We start from the raw sequence: 23729 nt of genomic DNA, 5'->3' as shown, positions 1-23729 counted from the left end.
AACCGCAAAGGTACGTAAAAAAAAACAAAAACCAAACTTTAATTTTAGGAGGATTAATTGGGGAAGGATTACATTATAATCAATACATTCGGATACGCAAACAGAAATTTTCACAAGAGATAATTATGTCTGTCAAAAGTAACAAAACTCTAAATCAACAAACACAAAACCTCCTAAAACGTTATTTTCAGGAGGTTTAACTATTAATATTTTAGAATTCTACAACTCTAAAGCTGCTTTTATGTTACCATTCATTAGGATTTCAACTGGATTTTCAAGAGCTTCTTTCACGGCTACTAAGAACCCTACCGATTCGCGTCCGTCAATGATTCGGTGATCATACGAAAGAGCTACATACATCACAGGAGCTACAACGATTTGTCCGTTTTTAACAACGGCTCTGTCCACCACGTTGTGCATTCCTAAAATTCCCGACTGAGGTGGATTGATTATTGGAGTAGATAACATTGATCCGAAAACGCCTCCGTTAGTAATCGTAAACGTCCCTCCAGTCATCTCATCTACAGTTATTTGCCCGTCACGAGCTCGTAATGCTAAGCGTTTTACTTCAGCCTCTACTCCTCGGAATGACAAGTTTTCAGCATTACGGATAACAGGCACCATCAGTCCTTTAGGGCCTGAAACGGCAATGGAGATATCACAAAAATCATACGTAACTTTCTCTTGTCCGTCAATCATTGAGTTTACATCAGGGAACATTTTCAACGCACGAACTACTGCCAAGGTGAAGAAAGACATAAACCCTAAATTCACATTATGCTTATCTTTAAAAGCATCTTTGTATTGGCTTCTAAGTTCGTAGATAGCCGTCATGTCCACTTCATTAAAGGTAGTAAGCATCGCAGTTTCATTTTTAGCACTCACCAAACGCTCGGCTACCTTACGGCGAAGCATCGACATCTTAGCTCTTGTTTCGGTTCGTAAACCTCCTGTAGGAGTTCCCATAGATGGTTTTGAAGCCTTAAGAGCATCTTCCTTAGTGATGCGTCCGTCTTTGCCTGTACCTTTCACAGATGAGGCAGGTATTTCTCTTTCTTGCAATATTTTACGAGCTGCTGGACTTGGTGCGTTAGTAGCGTATGTCGTTTTTTCAGCTACGGAAGCAGCCACTGGTTTAATTTCTTCTTTCTTTGGCTCCTCCTTTTTAGTTTCTGCTTTAGCAACTCCTTCGGTAGGCTTAGTAGCAGAGGTATCAATCAAACAGACTACCTGCCCTACTTTGACAGCGTCCCCTTCCTCTGCCTGAAGCGTAATAATACCACTGGCTTCGGCAGGAAGTTCAAGAGTAGCCTTATCCGAATCAACTTCAGCAATAGCTTGATCTTTAGATACATAATCTCCCGTTTTCACTAACCAACGTGCAATTTCAACTTCCGTTATGGACTCCCCCGGCGAGGGAACTTTCATCTCTAACATAGTATCTTAGTTTTAAGTATGTGTATATTAATTATTATTAAATAAATTCTTTATTTTTCCAAACAAACTGCTTGTTTCTGATTTTTGATAGATAATGTCTTGCATATCCGATTTTGAAAGTTCAACAATCATATAATGCCCGTCCAATTTCTCGATTTTTTCTTCTGGAAGTCGTTCCAAAAAGGTTTTAAAATCCATATCACCCATGACTTTATAACTATTAGGGTCGTCCTCATCACCTTCAATCGTTACTAATGAAATACGCCATCGACTGATATCCTCTTGGTTGAGTGAGATTTTGGTAATATCAATAAAGGGTGGATATTCATAGGGTAAAATGGTTGGTAAATCTTCCGTTAAAGCATACACACCAATAATACCTTCATTTTTATCTAAACTACTTTCATAGAATCGTTGTTTAGCGAAATAGGCATCCACATACTGATGAGCCTCCACCATTTCGCTGAAATACGTCGCCTTATCATCAGCAGACAATAATCTGTCTATCATTTCTCCATTCAGGCACATTGGATAATTGACCCCAAAAATATATTGCCCCTCTCTTCCTTCATAGCATTGAATACCAAACTCAATGTCTCGTAAATAATCATACGTTATACTATCGGCTTGGTATGTAGTATCCTCTTCATCAACCACTTGCACTCCTAAATATCTTGCCAAATTTACTATAAATTCAAACGCACCTTGCCAATCAGCTTTGGTACTCGGAGTAAAAACCCGCACCTGATAACTATTTAATTCGGCTTGATAACAAACTTCAAATCCTCGTCCACTCACAAACTCTTCTCCCATCAACATACTTCCGTAATGATCAATAGGTGAGTTCATTACATCTAAAAAATGCTCCTCTTCATCATGAACATCGTACTGAATAAAAGTAGGTGGCTGGAGCGACAAAATCTCATTCGGACTCATCACTCGGGGTGCTTCTGTGTTTTTAATGTAAAAACTCCTACTCATGATTAACTATTTTTTATCCTCAATTCCTGATATCTTTCTGCACGATTGTAAAATTGTTTTTTTGATCTTTACCGATTTGGACGTAAGTTCAACTTAAAGTTTTTTGTAATCTTCCTGCGAGGTTAAGTACACAGGGGACAATTATTAACATTAAAATCGTACCTAAAAACATCCAAAATAGCATTTCCGCAACAGAAAAATCACTATACTCAAAAACGACATAAAAAGCGTAAAAACAATAAGGCAACGACAAAAACGATGTAATAATAGCAGGAATATACTTCCCATAAACTATCCATTGTCCTATATGAATGAACAAATGTACAAAAAAAGCTGAAAATACTACAAACCACCATTGATAAACACCCAAATACAACGAAATAAAACTCATCAAGGATACCAAAACAAAAATGACACACACTGCAAAAGCAAACGTAGAGGTTGATAGTAGAAACATTCCTCCTTTGTCGAATCTTTTTTCTATTCTAGGAAAACGTTTTGCCAACTCTTCCCTATTGTTTTTCAACCACGATTCAAAACCTATGATTTCTTCAAAATCATGTAGCATAAACACGACAGGAAATATCGCTACTATTTTATCTAAATCACTCATTTTGAAACAGAACCCTATCAAACTAACAAATTATAGGCTCTTGAAAATCTTGTCCTACACGAAATTTCACATAATGTTGCTGAAAAATTGCTTTCAACCTTTCGATACTTTCTGGTGTAATACCTGTCAAATCCAACCTACGTACTACGTCATCGTGGCGTGTAACTCTCAGCTCTTTTTCCAAAAATTCAACCGATTTAATATCTTCAAAAGAAAACGTTCGTGAGAAAACCAGCGTATTCAACTTTAAGGTAATTCCTCTTTTATTCCACTCAACAGAATTTCTATAAAGAAAGGGAGTCAGATAATATAAGGAGAATCCCAAATATGCTGATACTCGTATGTACGGTCTCAGTATTGAATCTTCTAAAAAAAACATTTCAAGAAGAAGCATCACCATTGCGATACCTGAAAATACAAATAACCAAAAGCGAAAACTTCTCACATTACCAAAGTTAAAAAACTTTATTTCTTTCATAGTTCGAGTATTTTTAAACGAACATTTGAATATACGGTGGCATACTGTTTACCAAATTTTGTAGGGATATGTGACATCCCTACAAAATATTAAAAATTCTTTTTCGCATCCGCTTTTCTGTCGAAAACCATTGCTATAGCTTCGGCATGGCGTTTTCTATCACGGGTATGGCTTCCCGATGCAGGAGCTGAATACACCGTATTCGACGCCAAACGCCATTGAATGAAATCAAAGAACATCAACATGTAACCGTAAGCTCCCATATTTTTAGGTTCTTCCTGAGCCCAAACGTAATCATCTGCATTTTTATATTTGCTCAAAATAGCTTTAATTTGCTCTACTGGTAGCGGGAACAATTGTTCTATACGGATTAATGCAACATCGTTTCTGCCCAACTTCTCACGCTCAGCATACAAGTCATAATAGAAACGTCCTGAACAGAACACCACTGATTTTACGTTATTTACATCAGCTATTGGGTCGTCAATAACCTCTTGGAAATGTCCATTAGCTAAATCTTCAGCCTTTGAAACTACCTGTGGGTGACGTAACAAACTCTTAGGCGTAAACACCACCAACGGTTTTCTAAAATTCGTCTTCATCTGACGGCGTAACAAGTGGTAGAAATTCGCAGGGGTTGTACAGTTGGCTACATACATATTTTTGTCAGAACACAACTGCAAGTAACGTTCAATACGTGCAGAAGAATGCTCAGAACCTTGTCCTTCATACCCGTGAGGCAGTAACATAACCACACCATCTTGATTTTTCCATTTGTCCTCCGTACAACTAATGTATTGGTCAAGCATAATCTGAGCCCCATTGGAGAAATCTCCAAATTGAGCTTCCCAAATGGTTAAGGTGTTTGGACTTGCCAACGCATAGCCATACTCGAACCCTAAAACACCGTATTCGGACAACAAGGAGTTATAAATATGTAACGAACCTTTACTGAATTTATCGTGTTTTTTAAGTTCGTTGAGTAAAGTTATTTCTTCTTCCGTATCTTCCGTTTTGACTACAGCATGACGGTGCGAGAATGTTCCACGCTCCACATCTTGCCCCGTTAGACGAACGTCAAATCCTTCCGAAAGTAGAGTCGCGAATGCCAAATGCTCAGCTGTTCCCCAATCTATATTATCATTTGTATACGCTTCTTTTCTATCGGAAATAATTTTTGTGATTTTATTGATAAATTTCTTATCAGCAGGAAGTTCTGTTATAATTTTCGCTAACTCATCCAAATCTTTTCGGTCAAAAGAAGTATCGAATTTCTCTAACATTTTTTGGCGAGAAGCTATTTCAAATCCTTTCCATTCATCTTGCATAAAAGGTTTTATAACAGTCAGATTTTCCTTACGAGAATTTTCTAAATGCATGTCTAACACTGACTTATAGTCCATTTCAATTTGGGTTACAAAGTCATTGGTAATAACGCCCTCTTCAATAAGTTGCTTTGCATAAATATTTCTAGGATTGTCGTGTTTGCCGATAATTTTGTACAACTTAGGTTGGGTAAAACGAGGTTCATCTCCCTCATTATGACCATATTTACGGTATCCCAACAGGTCGATATACACATCGCTACCAAATTGCATACGGAAATCCAACGCAAAGAGAAAAGCATGTACTACTGCCTCAGCGTCATCTGAATTTACGTGTAATACGGGTGAAGAAGAAACCTTCGCTATATCAGTACAATACGTCGTAGAGCGAGAGTCTGTATAGTTGGTAGTAAACCCTACTTGGTTGTTAACCACTATATGTACTGTTCCTCCTGTTTTAAATCCGTCCAATTGGCACATTTGCATAATTTCATAAACAATCCCTTGTCCTGAAATCGCTGCATCTCCATGGATAGCGATTGGCAACACTTTACTGCGGTCTCCTGCTGTAAGTCTATCTTGTTTAGAACGAGCAATACCCTGAATAACAGCTCCTACAGTTTCCAAATGTGAAGGGTTATGAGCTAAATTTACGTTAATTTTTTTACCCGATTTGGTAACCAATTCCGAAGAAATCCCTAAGTGATATTTCACATCACCATCGAAATTATCTTCCATTTCATAGTCTTTTCCGTCAAATTCAGAGAAAATATCTTGCGGATTTTTATTGAAAATATTCGCCAACACATTCAAACGCCCACGGTGAGCCATTCCCAAAACCAGATGCTCCACTCCCTGCTCTGCAGCACTCTGAATCAGAAAATCCAATCCTGAAATTAGAGCATCGTTTCCTTCAAGAGAGAAACGTTTTTGCCCTACATATTTCGTATGTAAAAAGTTTTCAAAAGAAGTAGCTTCATTGAGTTTTTTCAAGATCTGTATTTTCTCTTCTTTTGAAAATTGGGTTTTATTGTTGTTACTGAATAGTCGAGTTTCAATCCATTTACGGATCTCAGGCTCACGGATGTAGGTGTACTCCACTCCAATGGAACGACAATAAATATCGTTTAAAGCACTGATAATATTACGCAGAGAAGTAGGTTGCAGTCCAATCTCTTTAGCCGAATCAAAAGTAGTATCTAAGTCCGCATTTGACAGACCATAGTTTTCTATGTTCAAATTCGGAACATATGCCTCACGTTCGCGAATCGGATTTATCTTAGTGAACAAATGCCCATAGGTGCGATACGCATTGATAAGGTTCAGCACTTTGAACTCTTTTTGCAACTTTTCAGAAGCTACACTATTGCCTGTATCCACGCTTTGAGCCATCACCTGTACGGTTTGGTCATAGCTACCTCCATAGTTTTCCTGTGCAAAATCAAATCCCTGGAAAAAAGCTCTCCAACTGGCCTCTACTGCATCCGGATTTTCAAGATATTTTTCGTATAATTCTCCAAAATAAGCCGTACTTGCGGCATTCAAAAAAGAATATTTGTCCATATAAAAAACGTTATTCGTAATAATGAAGTACAAAGATATAACTTACTTTCAAATTTCCGATTTTTTTTGATGACTTTTCAACAGATATTTTTTATGTTTTTTTTAGCAATTATTCAAAATTCTATATATCAACATGTTACAAAGACAGTGGTTCTTTATAAAAATTTCATTTTTTTGCTTTTTCAATTTCGTTTCATTTTGATTTTTTATAAGTAGACTAAAATTGATAAATTATTCGCAACAAGGCAAAACCTGGTAAAAGAATGTTTTTTTCAGAGCCAAACAAATAAATATTTTGCAGTTTTTCAATATTTTTTTACCTTTACCGAATTATTTTGAAAAAACTATAAAAAATTGGCACGATCGATAGATATATTCAACAGAAGAAGACTGATAACTTCCTATTTTTCAGTAACTATAAGCATAACTTTAGTACTTTTTCTACTGGGATTATTAGGATTTTTGTTATTGAGCACACAACGTTTAGCAAACTATTTTAGGGAACAAGTTTCTGTAACCATTTTTTTGAGTGATGATGCGAAAATGGCGGATATTGAGCAGTTACAACGTACTCTATCGGTAGCGGAATATGTAAAATCGCTTCAATTTATCTCGAAAGAAGAAGCCGCAGAAAGTTTTAGCGAAGAAATTGGTGAAGATTTCGTCACGTTCATTGGCGACAATCCTTTGCATAATTCGATTGACTTGAGTTTAAAAGCAGCTTTTGCTGAACCTGAAAAAATGAAGGAATTGGAGAAAGAACTGAGCCAACACTCTTTTGTTTCAGAAGTAGTATACGATAAATCGCTCATCACATTGATTCACGAAAACGTAAACCGCATAGGTCTTATTTTACTAATATTCAGCGGTTTGTTTACTTTTGTAGCAGTGCTTTTAATCAATTCATCCATCCGTTTATCAATATATTCAAAGCGGTTTATTATCAAAACTATGCAGTTAGTGGGAGCAACACGAGGTTTCATACGCCGACCGTTCATATGGACAAACGTTCGTTTGGGCATTTTGAGTGCTTTATTCGCCATGGGACTACTCTATGGGTGCTTACGATATATATACATTAAATTCCCTGAATTTCACATACTTGCCAACACAAATGACATGGTAATTGTCTTTACAAGTATATTTGCCATAGGAGTGTTAATCAGTTGGATAAGCACCTACTTTGCAGCACAACGCTTCTTGAACCTAAATACTAACGATTTGTACTATTAAAATATAAAAAATATGGAGGAAGAAAGAAAACATCATTCAGAACTTATTTTCGGGAGAAAAAACTATATCGTAATGGCTATTGGATTAGCAATCATTGCTTTAGGATTTATTTTAATGAGTGGAGGAGGTAGTAGCGACCCTAATGTGTTCGATGCTTCTATTTTTGATTCACAACGCATTCATGTAGCACCAACTTTAGTTTTAATAGGCTTTGCGGTTGAAATTTATGCTATTTTGTTAAATCCCAACAAGAAAAAGAATTAATGAGTGTCATCGAAGCCATAATCATCGCTATTATTGAAGGTTTAACGGAATATTTACCGATTTCATCAACCGCTCATATGGGTTTCACAGCCTCTCTTTTGGGAATGAACAGCGATGATGAATTTTTAAAAATGTTTCAAGTCTCTATACAATTTGGAGCTATTCTTTCGATTGTTGTGTTGTATTGGAAGAAATTTTTTGATTTTTCCAACCTTAATTTCTACATTAAACTTGGAAGTGCTGTAGTTCCAGCTTTGGTATTAGGATATCTTTTTGACGAGAAAATCGAAAGTGTTTTAGGAAATCAGCAAGTGATTTCAGCTGTATTAATTCTGGGAGGAATTGTGTTGATTTTTGTTGATCGATGGTTTAAAAATCCTGTGATTTTCGATGAAAAAGATATTTCTTTCAAAAAAGCCATCACCATAGGATTTTGGCAATGTTTGGCGATGATGCCAGGCACTTCACGGTCAGCGGCTTCCATCATTGGAGGCATGACCCAAAGGCTAAGTAGGAAAGCTGCAGCAGAATTTTCGTTTTTCTTGGCTGTACCCACGATGTTAGCCGTAACGGTCTATTCAGTATTTTTGAAAACTTGGGGCAAAAATACCGCAACCCCACAAAAAGGCTATGAAATGATATTGGCTACTGCTGAAAATACACAAGTTTTCCTATTGGGTAACCTCATCGCTTTTGTGGTTGCTTTAATCGCTGTAAAAACATTTATATCGGTTTTGACAAAATATGGGTTTAAATTTTGGGGATATTACCGCATTATCATCGGGATTGTTCTTTTTATTTATTTCACATATTATGGAAAATAATCCAATAACCTAATTTAAAGGTTATTAGAATAGCTTTCTCAATTAAAAAAGATTCTATTTTGTAACACAAAGAACACACATAGTTTTTGTCTTCAACAAAAAGTATGCACTGCCTAATCTAAAAAGAATTTAGAGTTTCGATAGATGTGTTTTTAATCGCAATTTGTAAATCAAATGACATTACTGAAATATATTTATTTTTTGGCAAAATCAACCAATCAGCATGGAGTGCATTCGCCTTTTGTTTACGATTTTATTACAAAATGCTTGTATTCAAGAAAAAAAATAGATGGAAAAGAATCCTATTCTGCAACAATAGAAGGAATTAATCCGAAACAATACAACTTACTACTGAAAAGTATGCGTTATTTCGGAGTAAAAACTGTCTTTGTGGATTCGGAAAATCTAAAAAATGCTATTTTAGGAGCAGGAATAGATGTTTCCGTAGACGTAAAACTAAAGGATAACCAAAAATACGATATTATTTTTTTACAAAATATATCACAACCTTCGAATATCACTTCACTATTGACGTATATGCACAACAATAGCGTTTTGATAATCAACAATTTGTACAAAAATACTCCTACATTGGCATGGCAAGAGTTTACATCGCATCCTCAGGTCACCGCTTGTATCAATATCTTTACACAAGGGTACATTTTTATACGTAATGAACAAGGTAAGGAGTTTTTTTACATTAGAGTTTGAAAAATTATGGCAAGAGATGAACAATTAAAATCGCGTTGGGAACATATCTGTAGAGAATTATCCAAAACCTTTGGCAATGGGGAAATTTTAGATGTAGACGACATTATATATCTTGTTGGTTTACAAGAGTTTGGAAAATTTCATCGGAAATTTAAAAAGGACGATAAAATCAATTTGATGCACATTGCTATCTGTAAACTGTTAGAGCCATACGGCTACTACCGTTTTGATTTTGTTGACCCTGATGGTTGGCCTCACTATACATTGGTGGAAGAGTTACCTCCTTTGAAAGCTGGTGAACAGTCTATTCTTATGAAAGAAGCTATCGTACATTACTTTGAGAAAAATGGATTTTTCGATTAGTCAATATGGTTTTCTACAGTCTTATTTTTTTCAAAACCATCTAAAATTTGCTTATATTCCTCAAAGCGATGTTCTCGCACAGGTCTCACAAATGGCTCTGTGCGAAAATAGAGAAGTAGGCAGGGGCTAATATTTTTGTATTTTTCAACAAATTCATATTTAATCAATTCGCCGTTATTGATGCGTTGTTTAATTTTGTTGTGATAAGGATACATAAATTACCGAATAAATACAGGTTCGTTGATGTTGGTAGTATGCTGTTGGCTAAAACGGTAGCCTTCATAGTCAAACCCTTTGAGTTCATCAAGAGTTTCTATGTTATTCTTAATCAAGTAACGCACCATCAGTCCGCGTGCTTTTTTTGCAAAAAAACTAATGACCTTCAACTCATCATTTTTCCAATCTTTGAAAATTGGCGTAATAAGTTGATTTTTAATCTGTTTAGAGTCAATCACCTTAAAATATTCATTGCTTGCCAAGTTAATAAATAATTCATTGGAACTAAGTTCTTGATTCAAGAATGTCGTCACAGACGATTTCCAATAATCGTATAAATTTTTAGCTTTTCCTATACTTATTTTGGTTCCCATCTCCAAACGATAGGGCTGAATTAAATCCAATGGTTTTAAGATACCATACTGCCCCGAAAGAATACGCAAAGATGACTGTAAGCGTTCAACTTCCTTATTATCAAAAGAATACACATCTAATCCGTCATAGACATCTCCATCAAAAACATATACCGCCTGACGGGCATTTTCCAAAGAAAAAGGCAAGGAAAAAGCCTGATTACGCTCCCAATTTAAATTTGCTAACTTATCCGATATATGCATCAAATCAGCCAATTGTTTAGGTGATAATTCCTTCAAGGTGGCATTTACAGTAGCTATTTTCTCAGGAAAAACAGGTTGAGTGTGTTCCTTAGTTGGTATGTTTCTTTCAAAATTCAGAGATTTTGCTGGAGAAATAACGATTTTCATTGTACAGTATTAATATTTAAACACTCCATATTCACTATGGATAGTCAATTTTTTGCTATCCGATTTTTCTACACGCCCTACAATTTTGGCAGGTACTCCAAAACTTTCTGATATGGCAATCAAATCATTCGCAATTTCTTTTGGTACGTAGAGTTCCATACGGTGTCCACAGTTAAACACTTGATACATTTCCTTCCAATCAGTTTTTGATTCTTGTTGAATAAGTTTAAACAAGGGCGGAATTTCAAACAAATTATCTTTGATAATGTGTAAGTTATCTACAAAATGCAATATTTTAGTCTGAGCTCCTCCACTACAATGAACCATTCCGTGAATTTGTGAAACGTCATATTTTTCGAGTATTTTTTTTATGATAGGAGCATATGTTCTTGTTGGAGAAAGCACCAATTTTCCAGCATTGATAGGTGCGTCGTCCACAGTATCAGTAAGTTTTTTAGATCCTGAATACACTAAATCAGCTGGTACAGAAGCATCAAAACTTTCAGGATAATTAGTCGCTAAATACTTTGCAAATACATCGTGACGTGCCGAGGTTAGTCCGTTGCTTCCCATACCTCCATTGTACTCCTTTTCGTAAGATGCTTGTCCGAACGAGGCCAAACCAACGATAACATCTCCTTCTTTAATATTTGCATTATCAATCACTTGGCTTCGTTTCATACGAGCCACAACCGTTGAATCAACAATTACAGTACGTACCAAATCCCCTACATCGGCAGTTTCTCCTCCGGTTGAATGTATGGTAACTCCGTGAGTTTTCAATTCTTCAATAAGCTCCTCCGTTCCATTAATAATAGCTGAAATAACTTCCCCTGAAATTAGATTTTTATTACGCCCAATGGTTGAGGAAAGCATAATATCATTTACAGCTCCTACGCAAAGTAGGTCATCAATGTTCATTATCAGAGCATCTTGGGCAATGCCTTTCCATACGGAAAGATCACCTGTTTCTTTCCAGTAAAGATATGCCAACGATGATTTTGTCCCTGCTCCATCGGCATGCATCACCAAACAATAATCGGGATCATGAGTTAAAAAGTCAGGTACTATTTTGCAAAAAGCCTTTGGAAACAAGCCTTTATCAATGTTTTTTATAGCATTATGCACGTCACCTTTTGATGCAGAAACTCCTCGTTGAGCGTATCGTTTACTTACTTCCATACTGAAAAATTAATCTAAATTTGTAGAGTGCAAAACTACATTTTTTTTTTGCATAAACCAAGTATTTTGTACGGATTACTCTCCTTAGTTTACCTCCTTTAAAAACTCAGTAAATACGATCGAAGCCTCTTAGCAATCATCGTTAAGTAAAATGTTAGAAAAGACCACTATCCGAAGTATGCACGAAATCGAAAAATGAAAAGAAAATAATTTCTGAAAAACATCGTACAAATCAAAAAATATTCAATAATTTTGCGGACAAATTTCGTAATCGCTTTTAATAAAATGACTGCTAAAAGTAAAACTATCAAGTATCTAAAATCTTTCTACGTCAAAGATTATTTGATTATCGTCTTAGGCCTTACAATTTTCACGTTGGGAATCACAGGTTTCATACTCCCAAACAAAATCGTAACGGGTGGGTTATCAGGAGTTTCGGCTATGATTAAGTACGCAACGGGTATCGAAATGTGGATAACTAACTTGGTCATCAATACGGTTCTACTGGCAATTGCTTTCAAGGCCGTTAGTAAACAATATGTTTTAAGAACACTTATTGCCGTGGGGATTCTTTCCTTGATGCTTAGTTTTGGAGAGACCTACTTACAACCTTATTTTACAGCACATCCGCCAGTAGGCGAACCTTTTCTTTCGGCCATTGTAGGAGGTTTATTCTGTGGAACAGGGTTGGGATTATGCTTTTCAGTTAATGGAAGTACTGGGGGTACAGACATTATCGGAGCTTTGGTTACGAAATACTTCAATATTCGATTAGCGAGAATACTGCTAATAGTGGATATTTCAATTGTAATTTCATCCTATTTCATTCTGGGAGGCGATAGCAAAGCATTAGAGAGAACCATCTACGGATTGATTCTACTACCACTGATGTGGCAAATGGTAGAAATGGTGATCAACGGAGCCAGACAGTCAGTTCAACTATTCATATTTTCAAAACATTACGAAGAAATAGCTAACCACATTAACTCCGAAATCAAACGCGGATGTACGATAGTAGATGGTATTGGATGGTATTCCAAAACACCGATGAAGGTTATCATCGTGATTGCCCGACGCACCGAATCTACCTCGATTTTCCGTTTGGTAGGAAGTATCGACCCTGAGGCTTTCATTACAAAATCAAACGTTATGGGAGTTTATGGAAAAGGATTCGACAAATTGAAATAAAAATAGTTAGAAAGAGTATCTACTAAACATTAGATTTTCTCATTTACTGATTTATAAATAATTACCTATTATAAATTTTGAATAAAATCCTGATTTTCTCAGTAGGTTTAAATGTAATTACTCCTAATAGTAACGTTGAATAGAAATAAAAGCAAAACAGACCTTTCCGCAGGTCTGTTTTGTTTTAGATTTTGGTAAAAAGAAAATACCTTTGAACTGAGGTTCAATATTTACGCCCGATTCATCAATTTAGCGACATATTTTCCGATGACATCGAACTCTAAGTTTACAATACTACCGATTTGAAGTTCTTTGAAAGTTGTGTGCTGTAATGTAAAGGGGATAATTGACACACTAAACTGATTTTCAATAGAATTTACAACAGTAAGACTTACGCCATCAACGGTGATTGATCCCTTTTCTATAGTAACATTTCCATTTTCGGACGAATAAGAAAAAGTGAAACGAGTGCTTCCATTTTCATCTTTAATACCAATACATTTACCCGTTTGGTCAACGTGACCTTGTACAATATGTCCATCCAATCGAGCATTGAGTAATATCCCACGTTCCAAATTCACCATGTCGCCTACTCTTAATTGACCTATGTTGGTTTTATTTAAAGTCTCCTGAATTGCTGTCACCTTATAGGTATCTCCTTGAATATCAACTACTGTTAAACATACGCCATTATGCGATACGCTCTGATCAATTTTTAATTCAGAGGTAAACCGACTCTTTACATAGAGATGTAGGTTTGACTGTTCTTGCTCTATGTGGGTGATGGTTCCTAAATCTTCAATAATTCCTGTAAACATAACATTCTCATTTTAAAGACTCTACATATTGTTCAAAATCATTTGTAATTCGATTACAGATTTCTCAATACGCTTTACAATTTTGGAATCGGTAATGTCGCGCCTGAGTTCTGGTTGTTGAAACCAAGTGGTGTCAATTCCTGCCCGACAATGACTAATCTCCAACTGTCTGTTAATCTCAACAATAAAAAAATATTCTGAAGGAAAATAAGCATCTTTCACATCAAAAAACACGATAGATTTAGGCAAATAGAAGTCGCCATATTCGTGAGTTTGATGGATGCGGTCGTTATTCCAAACAACTGCATATTTGAATCCTTTTTCATTGCGTTTCCAAGGCAAAATGGATGTCTTTTGTGGCAATTCAAAAATGTGCATTCCGTCATCAGGAATGAACGTAGTTTTTGATAGTATGTAATCAAAAAGGGGTAATGTAATTTTTTCGTTTTTGAAAGGTTTACCATTGATTTTCCTATCTCTGTAATATACCCTTGGCATGATAAAATTCGATGTTTTAATGACTGGGCAAAGATAGGTAATATCTTTCGATTTTTGGAACGCTTTTCTTTTTTGTTAATATCTTTTTTTTGCATACCTTTGAGGCGGAAAATACAGTCCAAAAATCCTTTTTAACACAATTAATCGCAGCTAATTACCATTAAATGAGCTTAAATTTGAATCGAATTGCGTTTATAAATTGTAAGTAATCCGCCTTAAAATAGTTAAAACAGGATATTGAAAAAACACACACCTTTTATATGAAAAAAATCATCATTTTCGCTTCAGGTTCAGGAAGCAATGCTGAACAAATCACAGCTTATTTCAATGAAAAAAACACAGCAAAAGTGAGTTTAATATTATCCAACAACCCAAATGCTGGGGTATTGGCTCGTGCAAAACGCCTGGAAGTACCCGCATTGACATTTGACCGTCAAGCATTTTACCATACGAATGTGGTGTTGGACATTTTGAAAAATGAAGCCCCTGACATCATTGTTCTGGCTGGTTTTTTATGGAAATTCCCTGAACATATCATCTCAGAATTTCCCGATAAAGTCGTAAACATACACCCGTCCTTATTACCGAAATACGGAGGCAAAGGAATGTACGGAAACTTTGTGCATCAGGCAGTTATCGACCATAAAGAAACGGAAAGTGGCATCACGATTCACTATGTAAATGAACATTATGACGAGGGAGCTATCATCTTTCAGGCAAAAACGGAAGTCCATACAGATGATACGGCAGAAACTTTGGCTCAAAAAATACATCTATTGGAATATGAATATTTTCCAAAAATCGTTGAGCAGTTATTGAAGTAAGGTTGTATTATAAAAAGTATGATGGTAGTTTTGATTGTCAGGCTGAGCGTAGTCGAAGCCTCGTAATTACAGGGCTTCGACTACGCTCAGCCTGACAGAAATATCCACTTTATTAAAAGTATCATACTTTTTACAACACTTCCTGAAGTAAAATAAAAACTCTGTGAGTTTCACGATGTATCAAAATCATAGGGTTTTGGTAAATTCAAAAGTAAGATAACGTAAAAAAATATAAACAATATAAAACAAATTATGAGTAATACAATCCCCTGGCAGGAACGTCCTGCTGGTTCTACTGACGTAATGTGGCGTTACAGTGAAAATCCAATTATCAATCGCTATGACATTCCAACATCGAACAGTATTTTTAACAGTGCCGTAGTTCCGTTCAAGGACGGATTTGCGGGTGTGTTTCGTTGTGATAACAAAGCCGTGCAAATGAACATTTTCGCAGGTTTCAGTAAAGACGGTATCCACTGGAAAATCAATCACGAACCTATTGAAATGAAAGCAGGAAACACAGATTTTCTACACTCCGAATACAAATACGACCCACGAGTAACTTTCATTGAAGATCGGTATTGGGTAACATGGTGCAATGGACATCACGGTCCAACAATTGGAATCGCCTACACTTTTGATTTCCAAGAATTTTTCATGTGTGAAAACGCTTTTTTACCATTTAACCGAAATGGTGTGCTGTTCCCTGAGAAAATTAATGGTAAGTACGCCATGCTGAGCCGTCCGAGCGACAATGGACACACTCCTTTTGGAGATATTTACATTAGCTACAGTCCTGATATGAAGTATTGGGGAGAACATCGTTGTGTGATGAAAGTATCTCCTTTTGTGGACAGTGCGTGGCAATGCACCAAAATTGGGGCAGGAGCTGTCCCTATTAAAACTTCTGAAGGTTGGTTGATGTTCTACCATGGAGTTATTAATACTTGCAATGGATTTCGCTACTCGATGGGGGCTGCGTTACTAGATTTGGAAAATCCGAGTGTGGTGAAATACAGAACAAAACCCTATTTATTGGCTCCTGCAACACTTTATGAAACTACAGGCGATGTGCCAAACGTGGTATTTCCTTGTGCCGCTTTGCATTCTCTTGAAGAAGATAAAGTTGCTGTGTACTACGGTGCAGCCGATACTGTGGTGGGAGTAGCTTTTGGTCGTATTTCTGAGATTATCAAATTTACGAAAGAAAACAGTCTATAGCAAAGAAATCGAAATATTTAATATTCAAAAAGAAGCTATCCGAAAATTAAATTTTAGCGATTTACCAAAAAAAATTAACACTCTAAAAATCAATAGTTTATTTTTAAAATTTCGCTAAAAACAGACTTTTTTAGATAGCTTCTTCACTTTTTTATTTAGTTAATATTTGTCAACATTGTTTTTTTTTAAATTTTTATTTCTACATTTGTGATGTATCACAATTATTCCCAAATATTTTCAAAAATAACAAAACTATACGTCCGAAAACTTAGCTGAACCACGAAATGTATTTTTCTCTACGTTTTCAGCAATCAAGTAAAAAAGGAATCGTCTATTCATCGTTTTTGTAAGATATTTTCACAAGGAAACTATAAATTACTAGAAAATGGACAATATATAGACAATTTTTGAGCCTGATATAAATTCTTTAATACAAATAGCACTATTATGAAACATCTTTTTTACAGTTTATTTTTAATTTTGACAGTGTCGTGTAGCAAAAGTGACACAAGTGACTACGCTACAGAGTCCTCTGAAAAGGGAATTATTGGGAAATGGCGTTTGGTAGAAGTGCATTCCAGTGATGGTACGCCTCAAGTGAATAAAGTTGATGTTAGTTCCGAAAATTACGTTGTAGTTTTCGATGCAAACGGAAATGTGGAATCTGTTGATTTTCCTTGCGTAGGGAAATACAACTTTGATTCTAATGCTTCAGGAAATTTAGGCAATAACCTTGTAGTAACATTCGATAAATGCAAATCAAACAAGAGTTTTTCGTATTCTATCAATGGATTGGCAAATGCGCGAATTTCGGATTATAATTACTTAATCCTAAACGTTGCAAACTGTGATGAACCTTGCACAAGAGTTTACAGAAGATTGAAATAATCCGATTTTGAAATCGATTTCACTGAGATAATAATCCTCGAATTGATTGAGCCTCATACAGGATTTGCCTCATTGAACAAATTCAAAACATTAGTAATTATCACAGTAAATTCAAATATTATTTGGTATTAAATAGGATTTAAAAACAGAAAAGGCTGTCCGATAGTTTTAGGACAGCCTTTTGTTTTATTTTTACCTGTTGTTTACTTCACAATACCGCTAATTTCGATATCAAAAATCAAATCACTATTGGGAGGAATGACACCTGGAGCTCCTGCTTCGCCATACGCCAAAGCCGAAGGAATAAACACACGTACTTTGTCTCCTACGTTCATCGTAAGCATAGCTTCTCTGAAACCTGGAATCAATCCAGCTGAGGTGTTGTAAGGCACCGGAAAAGGCTCATAACCTTTACCTCTTTCACGAGCAGGGTCATATTTTTGATATGCTTCTTCCACTGATTTAATATTGGAATCGAATAAAGTTCCATCAGTTAAATAACCTGCATAGCTAACCAAAACTTGTTCTGTGTTTTTAGGCTTTACCCCTTCTCCTTTTTTCAAACTAAAAACCTGAACACCTGAAGGATATTTCTTAGCTTCTGATTTTTGCTGAGCGATTTCAGTCAAGAATTGTGTTTTTAAAGCCTGTAAAGCTGCTTCTTTTTCTTTAGCTCTTTTTTCTAATGAAGAAAAATATTCCTCAATTGTGGCCTTTGCATCAAATTTTTTAGCATCTTTCCCATTGCGAATGAAAGTTATTTTATTGATTTTAACATCTTCTTTAGGTCTATCAGCCTGATGCGTTGGAACACTTGCGATAGTGTCTATCACCTCAAAACCTTGAACAGTTTCTCCAAAGACAGTGTGACGGCCGTCCAAATGTGGAGTTGGTACTTCGGTAATAAAAAACTGACTTCCATTAGTAGCTGGACCTGCATTTGCCATGGAAAGGATTCCTTTTTTATCATGTTTTAAATGCTCAACAAACTCATCTTCAAAACGATATCCTGGGTCTCCCATACCTGTCCCTGTTGGATCTCCTCCTTGTAACATGAAATTTTTGATAACACGATGGAAAATCGTTCCGTTATAGTAAGGTTTATTTTTGTATTCCGCTTTTACAAAGCTGTTTGTTCCTTCTGCTAAACTCACGAAATTTGCTACCGTAACAGGAGTTTGGTCATAATGTAGTTTTATAACAATATCTCCCTTACTTGTTTGAATATTAGCAAATAACCCATCACCCAATTTGGAATTTTTCTGTGATTTACAACTGAAAAATGCCAAACTTGTAAAAAACAAAGTAATTAATTTCATTGTTTGCATATAATATAATTTTAAATTAATGTTCTGTATTTTTTGGAACTATTGTTTGATTTTGCTCCATTTTTTCTTTAGCCTTTTCGATTTTGAACACCTGAATTTTGGCTATAACAGGCTGATTACTTTCTATTTTATTTTTATCTCCTCGATAGCCATACGCGGTCTCAGAAGGGAAGAAAAACACTCCACTCTCTCCCTCTTTCAAAATCTTTAGAGCGGAACGTAACCCGAAAAAAAGCTCCTCTTTCTCAACATGATACGTGTATTCACCATCCTCTTTTTCTTGATAAATTTCGTTTCCTTCAAGATCTGAGATACTGTAATCGTAGGTTACAACATCACCAAATGATGCTGTATAGTCAGATTCTGGATTTTGATTGGTATAATAAAATTTAAAGCCGTGTTGTGAATCAACATAGGTGTTTAGCGTATCTTTTTTGATTATAGAATCAATGATAGCCTCTTCCGCTTGGAGCAACAATTTGTTTTTCTTTGCCGATTCTTTCAAAAAAGTGTTAGTCGTTTTCACGGATATGGGTCTTCGAGCTTGTTTTTCGCCACAAGACACTAAAAACACAACACATATTAAGGATACATAAATGTTACGCATAAATCTGGATTATTAATAACGTTTTTTGATAATTTCAGGCAACACTTCCTTGAAGAAAGCCACTGCTTCTTCAATACTTCCATTGTATTTTCCACCCGCGGCGTTCACATGCCCCCCTCCTTTGAAATATTTTCGAGCAAAAACATTCACATCATATTGGTTTTTCGAGCGAAATGACATCTTTACATAATCTTTTTCTTGAATGAATATTACCGCTAATTTGGTATCTTTAATGGTTAATCCATAGTTTACGAATCCTTCGGTATCTCCTTTCTGAGCATCGTTTTGTGCTAACTCTTCAGCTGATAAAGTAATGTAAGCAGTGTCATAGTCTTTCAAATAAACCATATTTTTCAATGCTATGCTCAACAATTGCAATTTATTGTAAGAATTAGTGTCGAATACATTGTTATTTATCTGGCTATTATCGGCTCCTTTTTCAATAAGAAATGATGCTTTTTTGAACGTACTACTTGTTGTGGAGGCATATTTGAAATTACCTGTATCAGTCATCATTCCTGTGTAAAGACAGGTCGCAATGGTTTTATTGATAAGGTTTTGATCTCCCATAGCATCAATAAATGAACAGACCATTGAGCAAGTGGAACTTGCCTTAGGGTTGGAAAAAGCAATCTGTGCATAACCATCAGGTTCTTCATGATGGTCAATCATGACAAAGGTAGCTTTGGACGTTTCTAAAAGAGGAGTTAATGTATCCGCTCGTTTCAAAGAATTAAAATCTAATGTGAAAATGAGCTGTGATTTTTTGATTTGCTCCCTAGCTTTTTCGGGTTGATTATCATATATAAGAATAGTTTCCGCATCAGGTAACCATTTCAAATTACTCGGAAAATCATTTGGAGAAACAACTGTCACATCACAATTCTTTAATTTTAAATAGTGATACAACGCCAAACAACTTCCTATAGCATCTCCATCAGGATTTTTATGAGGGATGATACTTATTTTAGATTGCTTTTTAAGCAATAGTTTTGTGGACTCTATATCATGTATATTCATAGGGGACGAATGTACGACAATATTTTTAATTTTCGATATAGTTTATATTTTTTATAACGTTTATTTTGAAAGTAATAGGAGTGTGTTTTGTGTAATCAATGGGTAATTTAAGAGATGGAAAATACTATTTTCTTCTCTGAATTAACATTATAGCCAAATTAGAAACTAACACTTTATTTCCTTACGACCGAAAATGAGGTTTTCTAATGACTTATGGATTTTGTAAAATCTGGAATCTCAACAGGGATATTACCATTTTGTACCGAAAGTTCTGAAAGTTCCGTTATGCACGACCATAAGGCTCCATCGTAAACATTTTGATCCAACGGGAGCCCATTCTTGAGGCAATATACCAAACGATAGTCCATGATGATGTCCATTGGTTTTTGATTAGGAAGCAACTCTCTCAAATATGCTGTTTGCTTCACAAATGGATGTTCATTTTCTTGCATGTATAGCTCCATTTCATGGGTTGACAGCTGTGGCGTAGCTCTTTTATCAAAATATATTTGTGGCGTAGGATATTTCTGTACAAAACCATCAGTGCCACTTAGCAAAAAAATTCGTGAATAAGGACGTGGACTAGTAGCATCGTGTTGCAAAAGAATCGTTTTTCCTAAAGCTGTTTTGATGAGCGTCAAGTTCATGTCGCCTGTATACTGAACTTGTGCTTGTGGAGAATCCTTACCAAAGGTATTTTCAGCGTATCGTTGCATTCCAATAGCCAGTGAAGACATGGACACTAAACGCGTTAAATTATCTCCTCGCAAGATGTTCATCGCTTGGCAAATTGGTGCTATTCCATGTGTTGGATATGGATTTCCATTGTGAGTTTGGCTGTACTTCATTCGCCATTCCCCTCGAAGAGTATCGCGATCATTTTGTTGAAAATTCAAACGACGTAAATCGTGAATATACGCCCCTTCGCCGTGAACAATTTCCCCCAGTAGTCCTTTTTTAATCATCTGTAAGGTCATCAATTCAAAATTGTCATAACAAGTATTTTCAAGCATCATGCAATGTCGCTGAGTGGCTTCGGCTGTTTTTACAATTTTCCAACAATCGTCCACAGTCATGGCTAGAGGAACTTCAATGGCTACGTGTTTGCCTTGTTGCATGGCATAAACAGCCATTTCAGTATGCATCTCCCAAGGAGTAGAAATATACACCAAGTCAAGATTCGGTAGCTGACAAAGTTTTTTCCAATCTTCTTTTCCTGATAAAAAAACAGGAGCAACAGATTGTTTTTCAGTGATTTTTTTTGCTTTTTCGATATATTCGGGATAAATATCGCATATTGCCGAAATATGCACATCCAAGCACATATAACGTTTCAACGCCTCTACACCTCGAATGCCTACACCTATGAATCCGATTGAAAGATTTTCAATAGGAGCTACAGCTAAATTAAAAACACTTTTTGTCATTATTCCCCTTTTTTATATTATTATCGCTCATCCGCCATATCCACCTCTACACGTAAGTTATTGATGATAAACTCCTGTCTGTCAGGGGTATTTTTCCCCATATAAAAATCTAAAAGCTGATCAGTGTGGATGGTTTTATCCATCATTACAGGATCTAAACGAATATCCTCTCCTATGAAATGCTTAAATTCATCTGGAGAAATCTCTCCCAATCCTTTAAAGCGAGTAATTTCAGGTTTTCCTTTGAGCTTTTTGATAGCGTTTTGCTTTTCTTCCTCGCTGTAGCAATATATCTTCTGTTGTTTATCTCTAACACGAAACAAAGGGGTTTGCAAAATATACACATGTCCTTCTTTGATAAGTTCGGGAAAAAATTGCAAGAAAAACGTTATTAAAAGCAAACGAATATGCATTCCATCCACATCAGCATCAGTGGCGATGACAATGTTATTATATCGTAAATCGTCGATTGAGTCTTCAATGTTCAAGGCCGCTTGCAGTAGGTTAAACTCTTCATTTTCATACACAATACGTTTGGTCATCCCGTAAGTGTTCAACGGTTTTCCTTTCAAGCTAAACACGGCTTGTGTTTCCACATCCCTTGACTTGGTAATTGAGCCCGACGCTGAGTCTCCCTCCGTTATAAATAATGTTGTTTCTAAATTTCGTGAATTCTTTGAATCGGTCAAATGCACACGACAGTCCCGCAATTTTTTGTTGTGCAAACTTGCTTTTTTGGCATATTCCCGTGCCGTTTTTCGAATACCAGCCAACTCTTTCCGTTCACGCTCGGCTTGTTCGATTTTTTTCTTGATTTCTTCGGCTACTTCCAAATTTTTATGCAAAAAATCATCTAAATGCTTGCCTATAAAATCATTGATATATGCTCGAACTGAAGGCATTCCTTCACCCATTTCAGTTGAACCAAGCTTCGTTTTTGTCTGACTTTCAAACACAGGCTCCATAACTTTAATTGAAATGGCTGCAATTACGGACTTACGGATATCTGCTGCTTCATATGATTTGTTATAATAATCACGAAGCGTTTTCACGAAAGCCTCTCGAAATGCTGTTAAATGGGTTCCTCCTTGTGTTGTGTTTTGACCATTGACAAACGAATAATACTCCTCACTATACTGAGTGCGACTGTGAGTTATAGCAACCTCAATATCATCTCCTTTCAGATGGATAATTGGGTATAGAAAGTCCTCTTCATTATTATTATCATTCAATAAATCCTTGAGTCCATTTTCTGAATAAAACTTCTCTCCATTGAAGTGAATCGTCAGTCCTGGATTTAGATATACATAATTTTTGAGCATACGCGTAATATACTCATTCCTAAACTTATAGTTTTTAAAAATACTTTCATCGGGAATAAAAATCACGTTGGTTCCTCGCCGTTTGTTTGATTCCTCCACAGGGGACTCTTCAAGCAATATTCCTTTCTCAAAAATTGCAGATTTTGATTGGTTATCACGTACCGATTCCACTTTGAAATAAGTTGAAAGGGCGTTTACTGCCTTGGTTCCGACCCCATTCAACCCTACGGATTTTTTGAACGCTCGGGAATCATACTTTCCTCCTGTGTTCATTTTTGAAACTACATCCACTACTTTCCCCAACGGAATCCCACGACCATAATCACGTACATCCACACGATTATCGCTGATTTTCACTTCTATAGTTTTACCAGCTCCCATGACAAATTCGTCAATACAGTTATCTAAAACCTCTTTTAAGAGAATGTAGATTCCGTCATCGGAAGAGGAACCATCGCCTAATTTTCCGATATACATACCCGGACGCATACGGATATGCTCCCGCCAATCCAACGATTTGATATTATCTTCCGTATATTGTATATTCTCCATAAGTGACAAAGTATTTCAAAAACTGTGTGCGAAGATACTAAAATTTACATTTGTTCGAAAATTTGAAAATTATTTTTTTCAA

24 protein-coding genes are annotated in these 23729 nt (G+C 36.0%); 9 read left to right on the top strand and 15 right to left on the bottom strand.

The genetic code is table 11. The annotated features are described in order from the left end of the window. Nucleotides 1-219 precede the first annotated feature (219 nt). The 5 genes from odhB to CGC52_RS09420 form a co-directional block, all read right to left on the bottom strand. Complete coding sequence (gene odhB, locus CGC52_RS09440; protein WP_095894209.1) at nucleotides 220-1437, bottom strand: 2-oxoglutarate dehydrogenase complex dihydrolipoyllysine-residue succinyltransferase; 1218 nt, start codon at nucleotides 1435-1437, stop codon at nucleotides 220-222. Nucleotides 1438-1464: 27 nt separating this feature from the next. After that, the gene (locus CGC52_RS09435; RefSeq protein ID WP_095894208.1) at nucleotides 1465-2418 is read right to left on the bottom strand and encodes a DUF4299 family protein; all 954 of its coding nucleotides are present in this window, start codon (nucleotides 2416-2418) and stop codon (nucleotides 1465-1467) included. A gap of 88 nt (nucleotides 2419-2506) precedes the next feature. Next, nucleotides 2507-3031 carry an HXXEE domain-containing protein gene (locus CGC52_RS09430; protein ID WP_095894207.1) on the bottom strand — a complete coding sequence of 175 codons (525 nt, stop codon included), beginning with the start codon at nucleotides 3029-3031 and terminating at the stop codon, nucleotides 2507-2509. Between the two features lie 22 nt (nucleotides 3032-3053). Next, complete coding sequence (locus CGC52_RS09425) at nucleotides 3054-3509, bottom strand: hypothetical protein (protein WP_095894206.1); 456 nt, start codon at nucleotides 3507-3509, stop codon at nucleotides 3054-3056. Between the two features lie 89 nt (nucleotides 3510-3598). Beyond that, on the bottom strand, nucleotides 3599-6397 hold the full coding sequence (locus tag CGC52_RS09420; protein WP_095894205.1) for a 2-oxoglutarate dehydrogenase E1 component: 2799 nt from the start codon (nucleotides 6395-6397) through the stop codon (nucleotides 3599-3601). Nucleotides 6398-6751: 354 nt separating this feature from the next. On the opposite strand from CGC52_RS09420, the gene CGC52_RS09415 reads away from it, so the two are divergent. The 5 genes from CGC52_RS09415 to CGC52_RS09395 all read left to right on the top strand — a co-directional run bounded on the left by CGC52_RS09415 (nucleotide 6752) and on the right by CGC52_RS09395 (nucleotide 9792). Further along, a complete protein-coding gene (locus CGC52_RS09415) occupies nucleotides 6752-7630 on the top strand; it encodes an ABC transporter permease (protein ID WP_042007138.1) in 879 nt (292 codons plus the stop codon). A 12-nt stretch (nucleotides 7631-7642) separates the two neighbouring features. Beyond that, complete coding sequence (locus tag CGC52_RS09410) at nucleotides 7643-7894, top strand: DUF3098 domain-containing protein (protein WP_042007140.1); 252 nt, start codon at nucleotides 7643-7645, stop codon at nucleotides 7892-7894. After that, nucleotides 7894-8718, top strand: coding sequence for an undecaprenyl-diphosphate phosphatase (locus tag CGC52_RS09405; protein ID WP_042344831.1), 825 nt, complete (start codon nucleotides 7894-7896; stop codon nucleotides 8716-8718). Before CGC52_RS09410 ends, CGC52_RS09405 begins: the two co-directional genes overlap by 1 nt. A 174-nt stretch (nucleotides 8719-8892) precedes the next feature. Further along, the gene (locus CGC52_RS09400) at nucleotides 8893-9429 is read left to right on the top strand and encodes a hypothetical protein (RefSeq protein ID WP_095894204.1); all 537 of its coding nucleotides are present in this window, start codon (nucleotides 8893-8895) and stop codon (nucleotides 9427-9429) included. A gap of 6 nt (nucleotides 9430-9435) precedes the next feature. Further along, nucleotides 9436-9792, top strand: coding sequence for a hypothetical protein (locus CGC52_RS09395; RefSeq protein WP_042007146.1), 357 nt, complete (start codon nucleotides 9436-9438; stop codon nucleotides 9790-9792). Here CGC52_RS09395 and CGC52_RS09390 read toward each other — a convergent pair. From CGC52_RS09390 to CGC52_RS09380, 3 genes are read right to left on the bottom strand one after another with little or no spacing between them, the layout of a single operon-like run. Continuing rightward, nucleotides 9789-10007 carry a hypothetical protein gene (locus CGC52_RS09390; protein WP_042007148.1) on the bottom strand — a complete coding sequence of 73 codons (219 nt, stop codon included), beginning with the start codon at nucleotides 10005-10007 and terminating at the stop codon, nucleotides 9789-9791. The genes CGC52_RS09395 and CGC52_RS09390 overlap by 4 nt on opposite strands. Before the next feature lie 3 nt (nucleotides 10008-10010). Next, the gene (yaaA, locus tag CGC52_RS09385) at nucleotides 10011-10772 is read right to left on the bottom strand and encodes a peroxide stress protein YaaA (RefSeq protein WP_095894203.1); all 762 of its coding nucleotides are present in this window, start codon (nucleotides 10770-10772) and stop codon (nucleotides 10011-10013) included. Nucleotides 10773-10781: 9 nt separating this feature from the next. Then, on the bottom strand, nucleotides 10782-11954 hold the full coding sequence (locus tag CGC52_RS09380; protein WP_095894202.1) for an AIR synthase related protein: 1173 nt from the start codon (nucleotides 11952-11954) through the stop codon (nucleotides 10782-10784). A 285-nt stretch (nucleotides 11955-12239) separates the two neighbouring features. Between CGC52_RS09380 and CGC52_RS09375 the strand changes: the two genes are divergently transcribed. After that, on the top strand, nucleotides 12240-13142 hold the full coding sequence (locus CGC52_RS09375) for a YitT family protein (RefSeq protein ID WP_042344834.1): 903 nt from the start codon (nucleotides 12240-12242) through the stop codon (nucleotides 13140-13142). A 230-nt stretch (nucleotides 13143-13372) separates the two neighbouring features. Here CGC52_RS09375 and CGC52_RS09370 read toward each other — a convergent pair whose 3' ends face one another. Both CGC52_RS09370 and CGC52_RS09365 read right to left on the bottom strand, forming a co-directional pair. Beyond that, complete coding sequence (locus CGC52_RS09370; protein ID WP_095894201.1) at nucleotides 13373-13960, bottom strand: riboflavin synthase; 588 nt, start codon at nucleotides 13958-13960, stop codon at nucleotides 13373-13375. A gap of 21 nt (nucleotides 13961-13981) precedes the next feature. After that, nucleotides 13982-14458 carry a hypothetical protein gene (locus tag CGC52_RS09365; protein WP_042007159.1) on the bottom strand — a complete coding sequence of 159 codons (477 nt, stop codon included), beginning with the start codon at nucleotides 14456-14458 and terminating at the stop codon, nucleotides 13982-13984. A 260-nt stretch (nucleotides 14459-14718) separates the two neighbouring features. Here CGC52_RS09365 and CGC52_RS09360 point away from each other — a divergent pair, with 260 nt between their 5' ends. From CGC52_RS09360 to CGC52_RS09350, 3 genes are all read left to right on the top strand, one after another. Beyond that, nucleotides 14719-15282, top strand: coding sequence for a phosphoribosylglycinamide formyltransferase (locus tag CGC52_RS09360; protein ID WP_095894200.1), 564 nt, complete (start codon nucleotides 14719-14721; stop codon nucleotides 15280-15282). A gap of 252 nt (nucleotides 15283-15534) precedes the next feature. Beyond that, entirely contained in the window at nucleotides 15535-16503 is a 969-nt protein-coding gene (locus CGC52_RS09355; RefSeq protein ID WP_042007163.1) for a glycoside hydrolase family 130 protein, read from the top strand. Between the two features lie 447 nt (nucleotides 16504-16950). Continuing rightward, on the top strand, nucleotides 16951-17391 hold the full coding sequence (locus CGC52_RS09350; RefSeq protein WP_042007166.1) for a hypothetical protein: 441 nt from the start codon (nucleotides 16951-16953) through the stop codon (nucleotides 17389-17391). Between the two features lie 203 nt (nucleotides 17392-17594). Here the strand turns inward: CGC52_RS09350 and CGC52_RS09345 are convergent, their stop codons facing one another. The 5 genes from CGC52_RS09345 to CGC52_RS09325 all read right to left on the bottom strand — a co-directional run bounded on the left by CGC52_RS09345 (nucleotide 17595) and on the right by CGC52_RS09325 (nucleotide 23647). Continuing rightward, a complete protein-coding gene (locus CGC52_RS09345; RefSeq protein WP_095894199.1) occupies nucleotides 17595-18719 on the bottom strand; it encodes a peptidylprolyl isomerase in 1125 nt (374 codons plus the stop codon). A 16-nt stretch (nucleotides 18720-18735) separates the two neighbouring features. Beyond that, the gene (gene gldI / locus CGC52_RS09340) at nucleotides 18736-19326 is read right to left on the bottom strand and encodes a gliding motility-associated peptidyl-prolyl isomerase GldI (protein ID WP_095894198.1); all 591 of its coding nucleotides are present in this window, start codon (nucleotides 19324-19326) and stop codon (nucleotides 18736-18738) included. Nucleotides 19327-19338: 12 nt separating this feature from the next. Further along, entirely contained in the window at nucleotides 19339-20346 is a 1008-nt protein-coding gene (locus CGC52_RS09335) for a bifunctional oligoribonuclease/PAP phosphatase NrnA (RefSeq protein WP_095894197.1), read from the bottom strand. A gap of 203 nt (nucleotides 20347-20549) precedes the next feature. Then, nucleotides 20550-21773, bottom strand: a complete 1224-nt coding sequence (locus tag CGC52_RS09330; RefSeq protein ID WP_095894196.1) for a Gfo/Idh/MocA family protein — start codon at nucleotides 21771-21773, stop codon at nucleotides 20550-20552. Nucleotides 21774-21793: 20 nt separating this feature from the next. Then, a complete protein-coding gene (locus CGC52_RS09325; RefSeq protein ID WP_042007175.1) occupies nucleotides 21794-23647 on the bottom strand; it encodes a DNA topoisomerase IV subunit B in 1854 nt (617 codons plus the stop codon). Nucleotides 23648-23729 lie beyond the last annotated feature (82 nt).

It is taken from the genome of Capnocytophaga sp. H2931 (assembly GCF_002302535.1).
GTDB classification, from domain to species: domain Bacteria; phylum Bacteroidota; class Bacteroidia; order Flavobacteriales; family Flavobacteriaceae; genus Capnocytophaga; species Capnocytophaga canis.
Note: the sequence above shows the minus strand (reverse complement) of the source record. Positions and strands in the feature narration are given on the sequence as shown.

What these genes read in the sequence shown, in the direction of transcription:
- CGC52_RS09330 (WP_095894196.1), bottom strand. Translation starts at nt 21,773, where the DNA reads ATGACAAAAAGTGTTTTTAATTTAGCTGTAGCTCCTATTGAAAATCTT.
- CGC52_RS09430 (WP_095894207.1), bottom strand. Translation starts at nt 3,031, where the DNA reads ATGAGTGATTTAGATAAAATAGTAGCGATATTTCCTGTCGTGTTTATG.
- CGC52_RS09370 (WP_095894201.1), bottom strand. Translation starts at nt 13,960, where the DNA reads ATGTTTACAGGAATTATTGAAGATTTAGGAACCATCACCCACATAGAG.
- gldI (WP_095894198.1), bottom strand. Translation starts at nt 19,326, where the DNA reads ATGCGTAACATTTATGTATCCTTAATATGTGTTGTGTTTTTAGTGTCT.
- CGC52_RS09405 (WP_042344831.1), top strand. Translation starts at nt 7,894, where the DNA reads ATGAGTGTCATCGAAGCCATAATCATCGCTATTATTGAAGGTTTAACG.
- CGC52_RS09355 (WP_042007163.1), top strand. Translation starts at nt 15,535, where the DNA reads ATGAGTAATACAATCCCCTGGCAGGAACGTCCTGCTGGTTCTACTGAC.
- CGC52_RS09380 (WP_095894202.1), bottom strand. Translation starts at nt 11,954, where the DNA reads ATGGAAGTAAGTAAACGATACGCTCAACGAGGAGTTTCTGCATCAAAA.
- CGC52_RS09390 (WP_042007148.1), bottom strand. Translation starts at nt 10,007, where the DNA reads ATGTATCCTTATCACAACAAAATTAAACAACGCATCAATAACGGCGAA.
- CGC52_RS09345 (WP_095894199.1), bottom strand. Translation starts at nt 18,719, where the DNA reads ATGCAAACAATGAAATTAATTACTTTGTTTTTTACAAGTTTGGCATTT.
- CGC52_RS09425 (WP_095894206.1), bottom strand. Translation starts at nt 3,509, where the DNA reads ATGAAAGAAATAAAGTTTTTTAACTTTGGTAATGTGAGAAGTTTTCGC.
- CGC52_RS09375 (WP_042344834.1), top strand. Translation starts at nt 12,240, where the DNA reads ATGACTGCTAAAAGTAAAACTATCAAGTATCTAAAATCTTTCTACGTC.
- CGC52_RS09360 (WP_095894200.1), top strand. Translation starts at nt 14,719, where the DNA reads ATGAAAAAAATCATCATTTTCGCTTCAGGTTCAGGAAGCAATGCTGAA.
- odhB (WP_095894209.1), bottom strand. Translation starts at nt 1,437, where the DNA reads ATGTTAGAGATGAAAGTTCCCTCGCCGGGGGAGTCCATAACGGAAGTT.
- CGC52_RS09350 (WP_042007166.1), top strand. Translation starts at nt 16,951, where the DNA reads ATGAAACATCTTTTTTACAGTTTATTTTTAATTTTGACAGTGTCGTGT.
- CGC52_RS09395 (WP_042007146.1), top strand. Translation starts at nt 9,436, where the DNA reads ATGGCAAGAGATGAACAATTAAAATCGCGTTGGGAACATATCTGTAGA.
- CGC52_RS09365 (WP_042007159.1), bottom strand. Translation starts at nt 14,458, where the DNA reads ATGCCAAGGGTATATTACAGAGATAGGAAAATCAATGGTAAACCTTTC.
- CGC52_RS09420 (WP_095894205.1), bottom strand. Translation starts at nt 6,397, where the DNA reads ATGGACAAATATTCTTTTTTGAATGCCGCAAGTACGGCTTATTTTGGA.
- CGC52_RS09400 (WP_095894204.1), top strand. Translation starts at nt 8,893, where the DNA reads ATGACATTACTGAAATATATTTATTTTTTGGCAAAATCAACCAATCAG.
- CGC52_RS09335 (WP_095894197.1), bottom strand. Translation starts at nt 20,346, where the DNA reads ATGAATATACATGATATAGAGTCCACAAAACTATTGCTTAAAAAGCAA.
- yaaA (WP_095894203.1), bottom strand. Translation starts at nt 10,772, where the DNA reads ATGAAAATCGTTATTTCTCCAGCAAAATCTCTGAATTTTGAAAGAAAC.
- CGC52_RS09325 (WP_042007175.1), bottom strand. Translation starts at nt 23,647, where the DNA reads ATGGAGAATATACAATATACGGAAGATAATATCAAATCGTTGGATTGG.
- CGC52_RS09410 (WP_042007140.1), top strand. Translation starts at nt 7,643, where the DNA reads ATGGAGGAAGAAAGAAAACATCATTCAGAACTTATTTTCGGGAGAAAA.
- CGC52_RS09435 (WP_095894208.1), bottom strand. Translation starts at nt 2,418, where the DNA reads ATGAGTAGGAGTTTTTACATTAAAAACACAGAAGCACCCCGAGTGATG.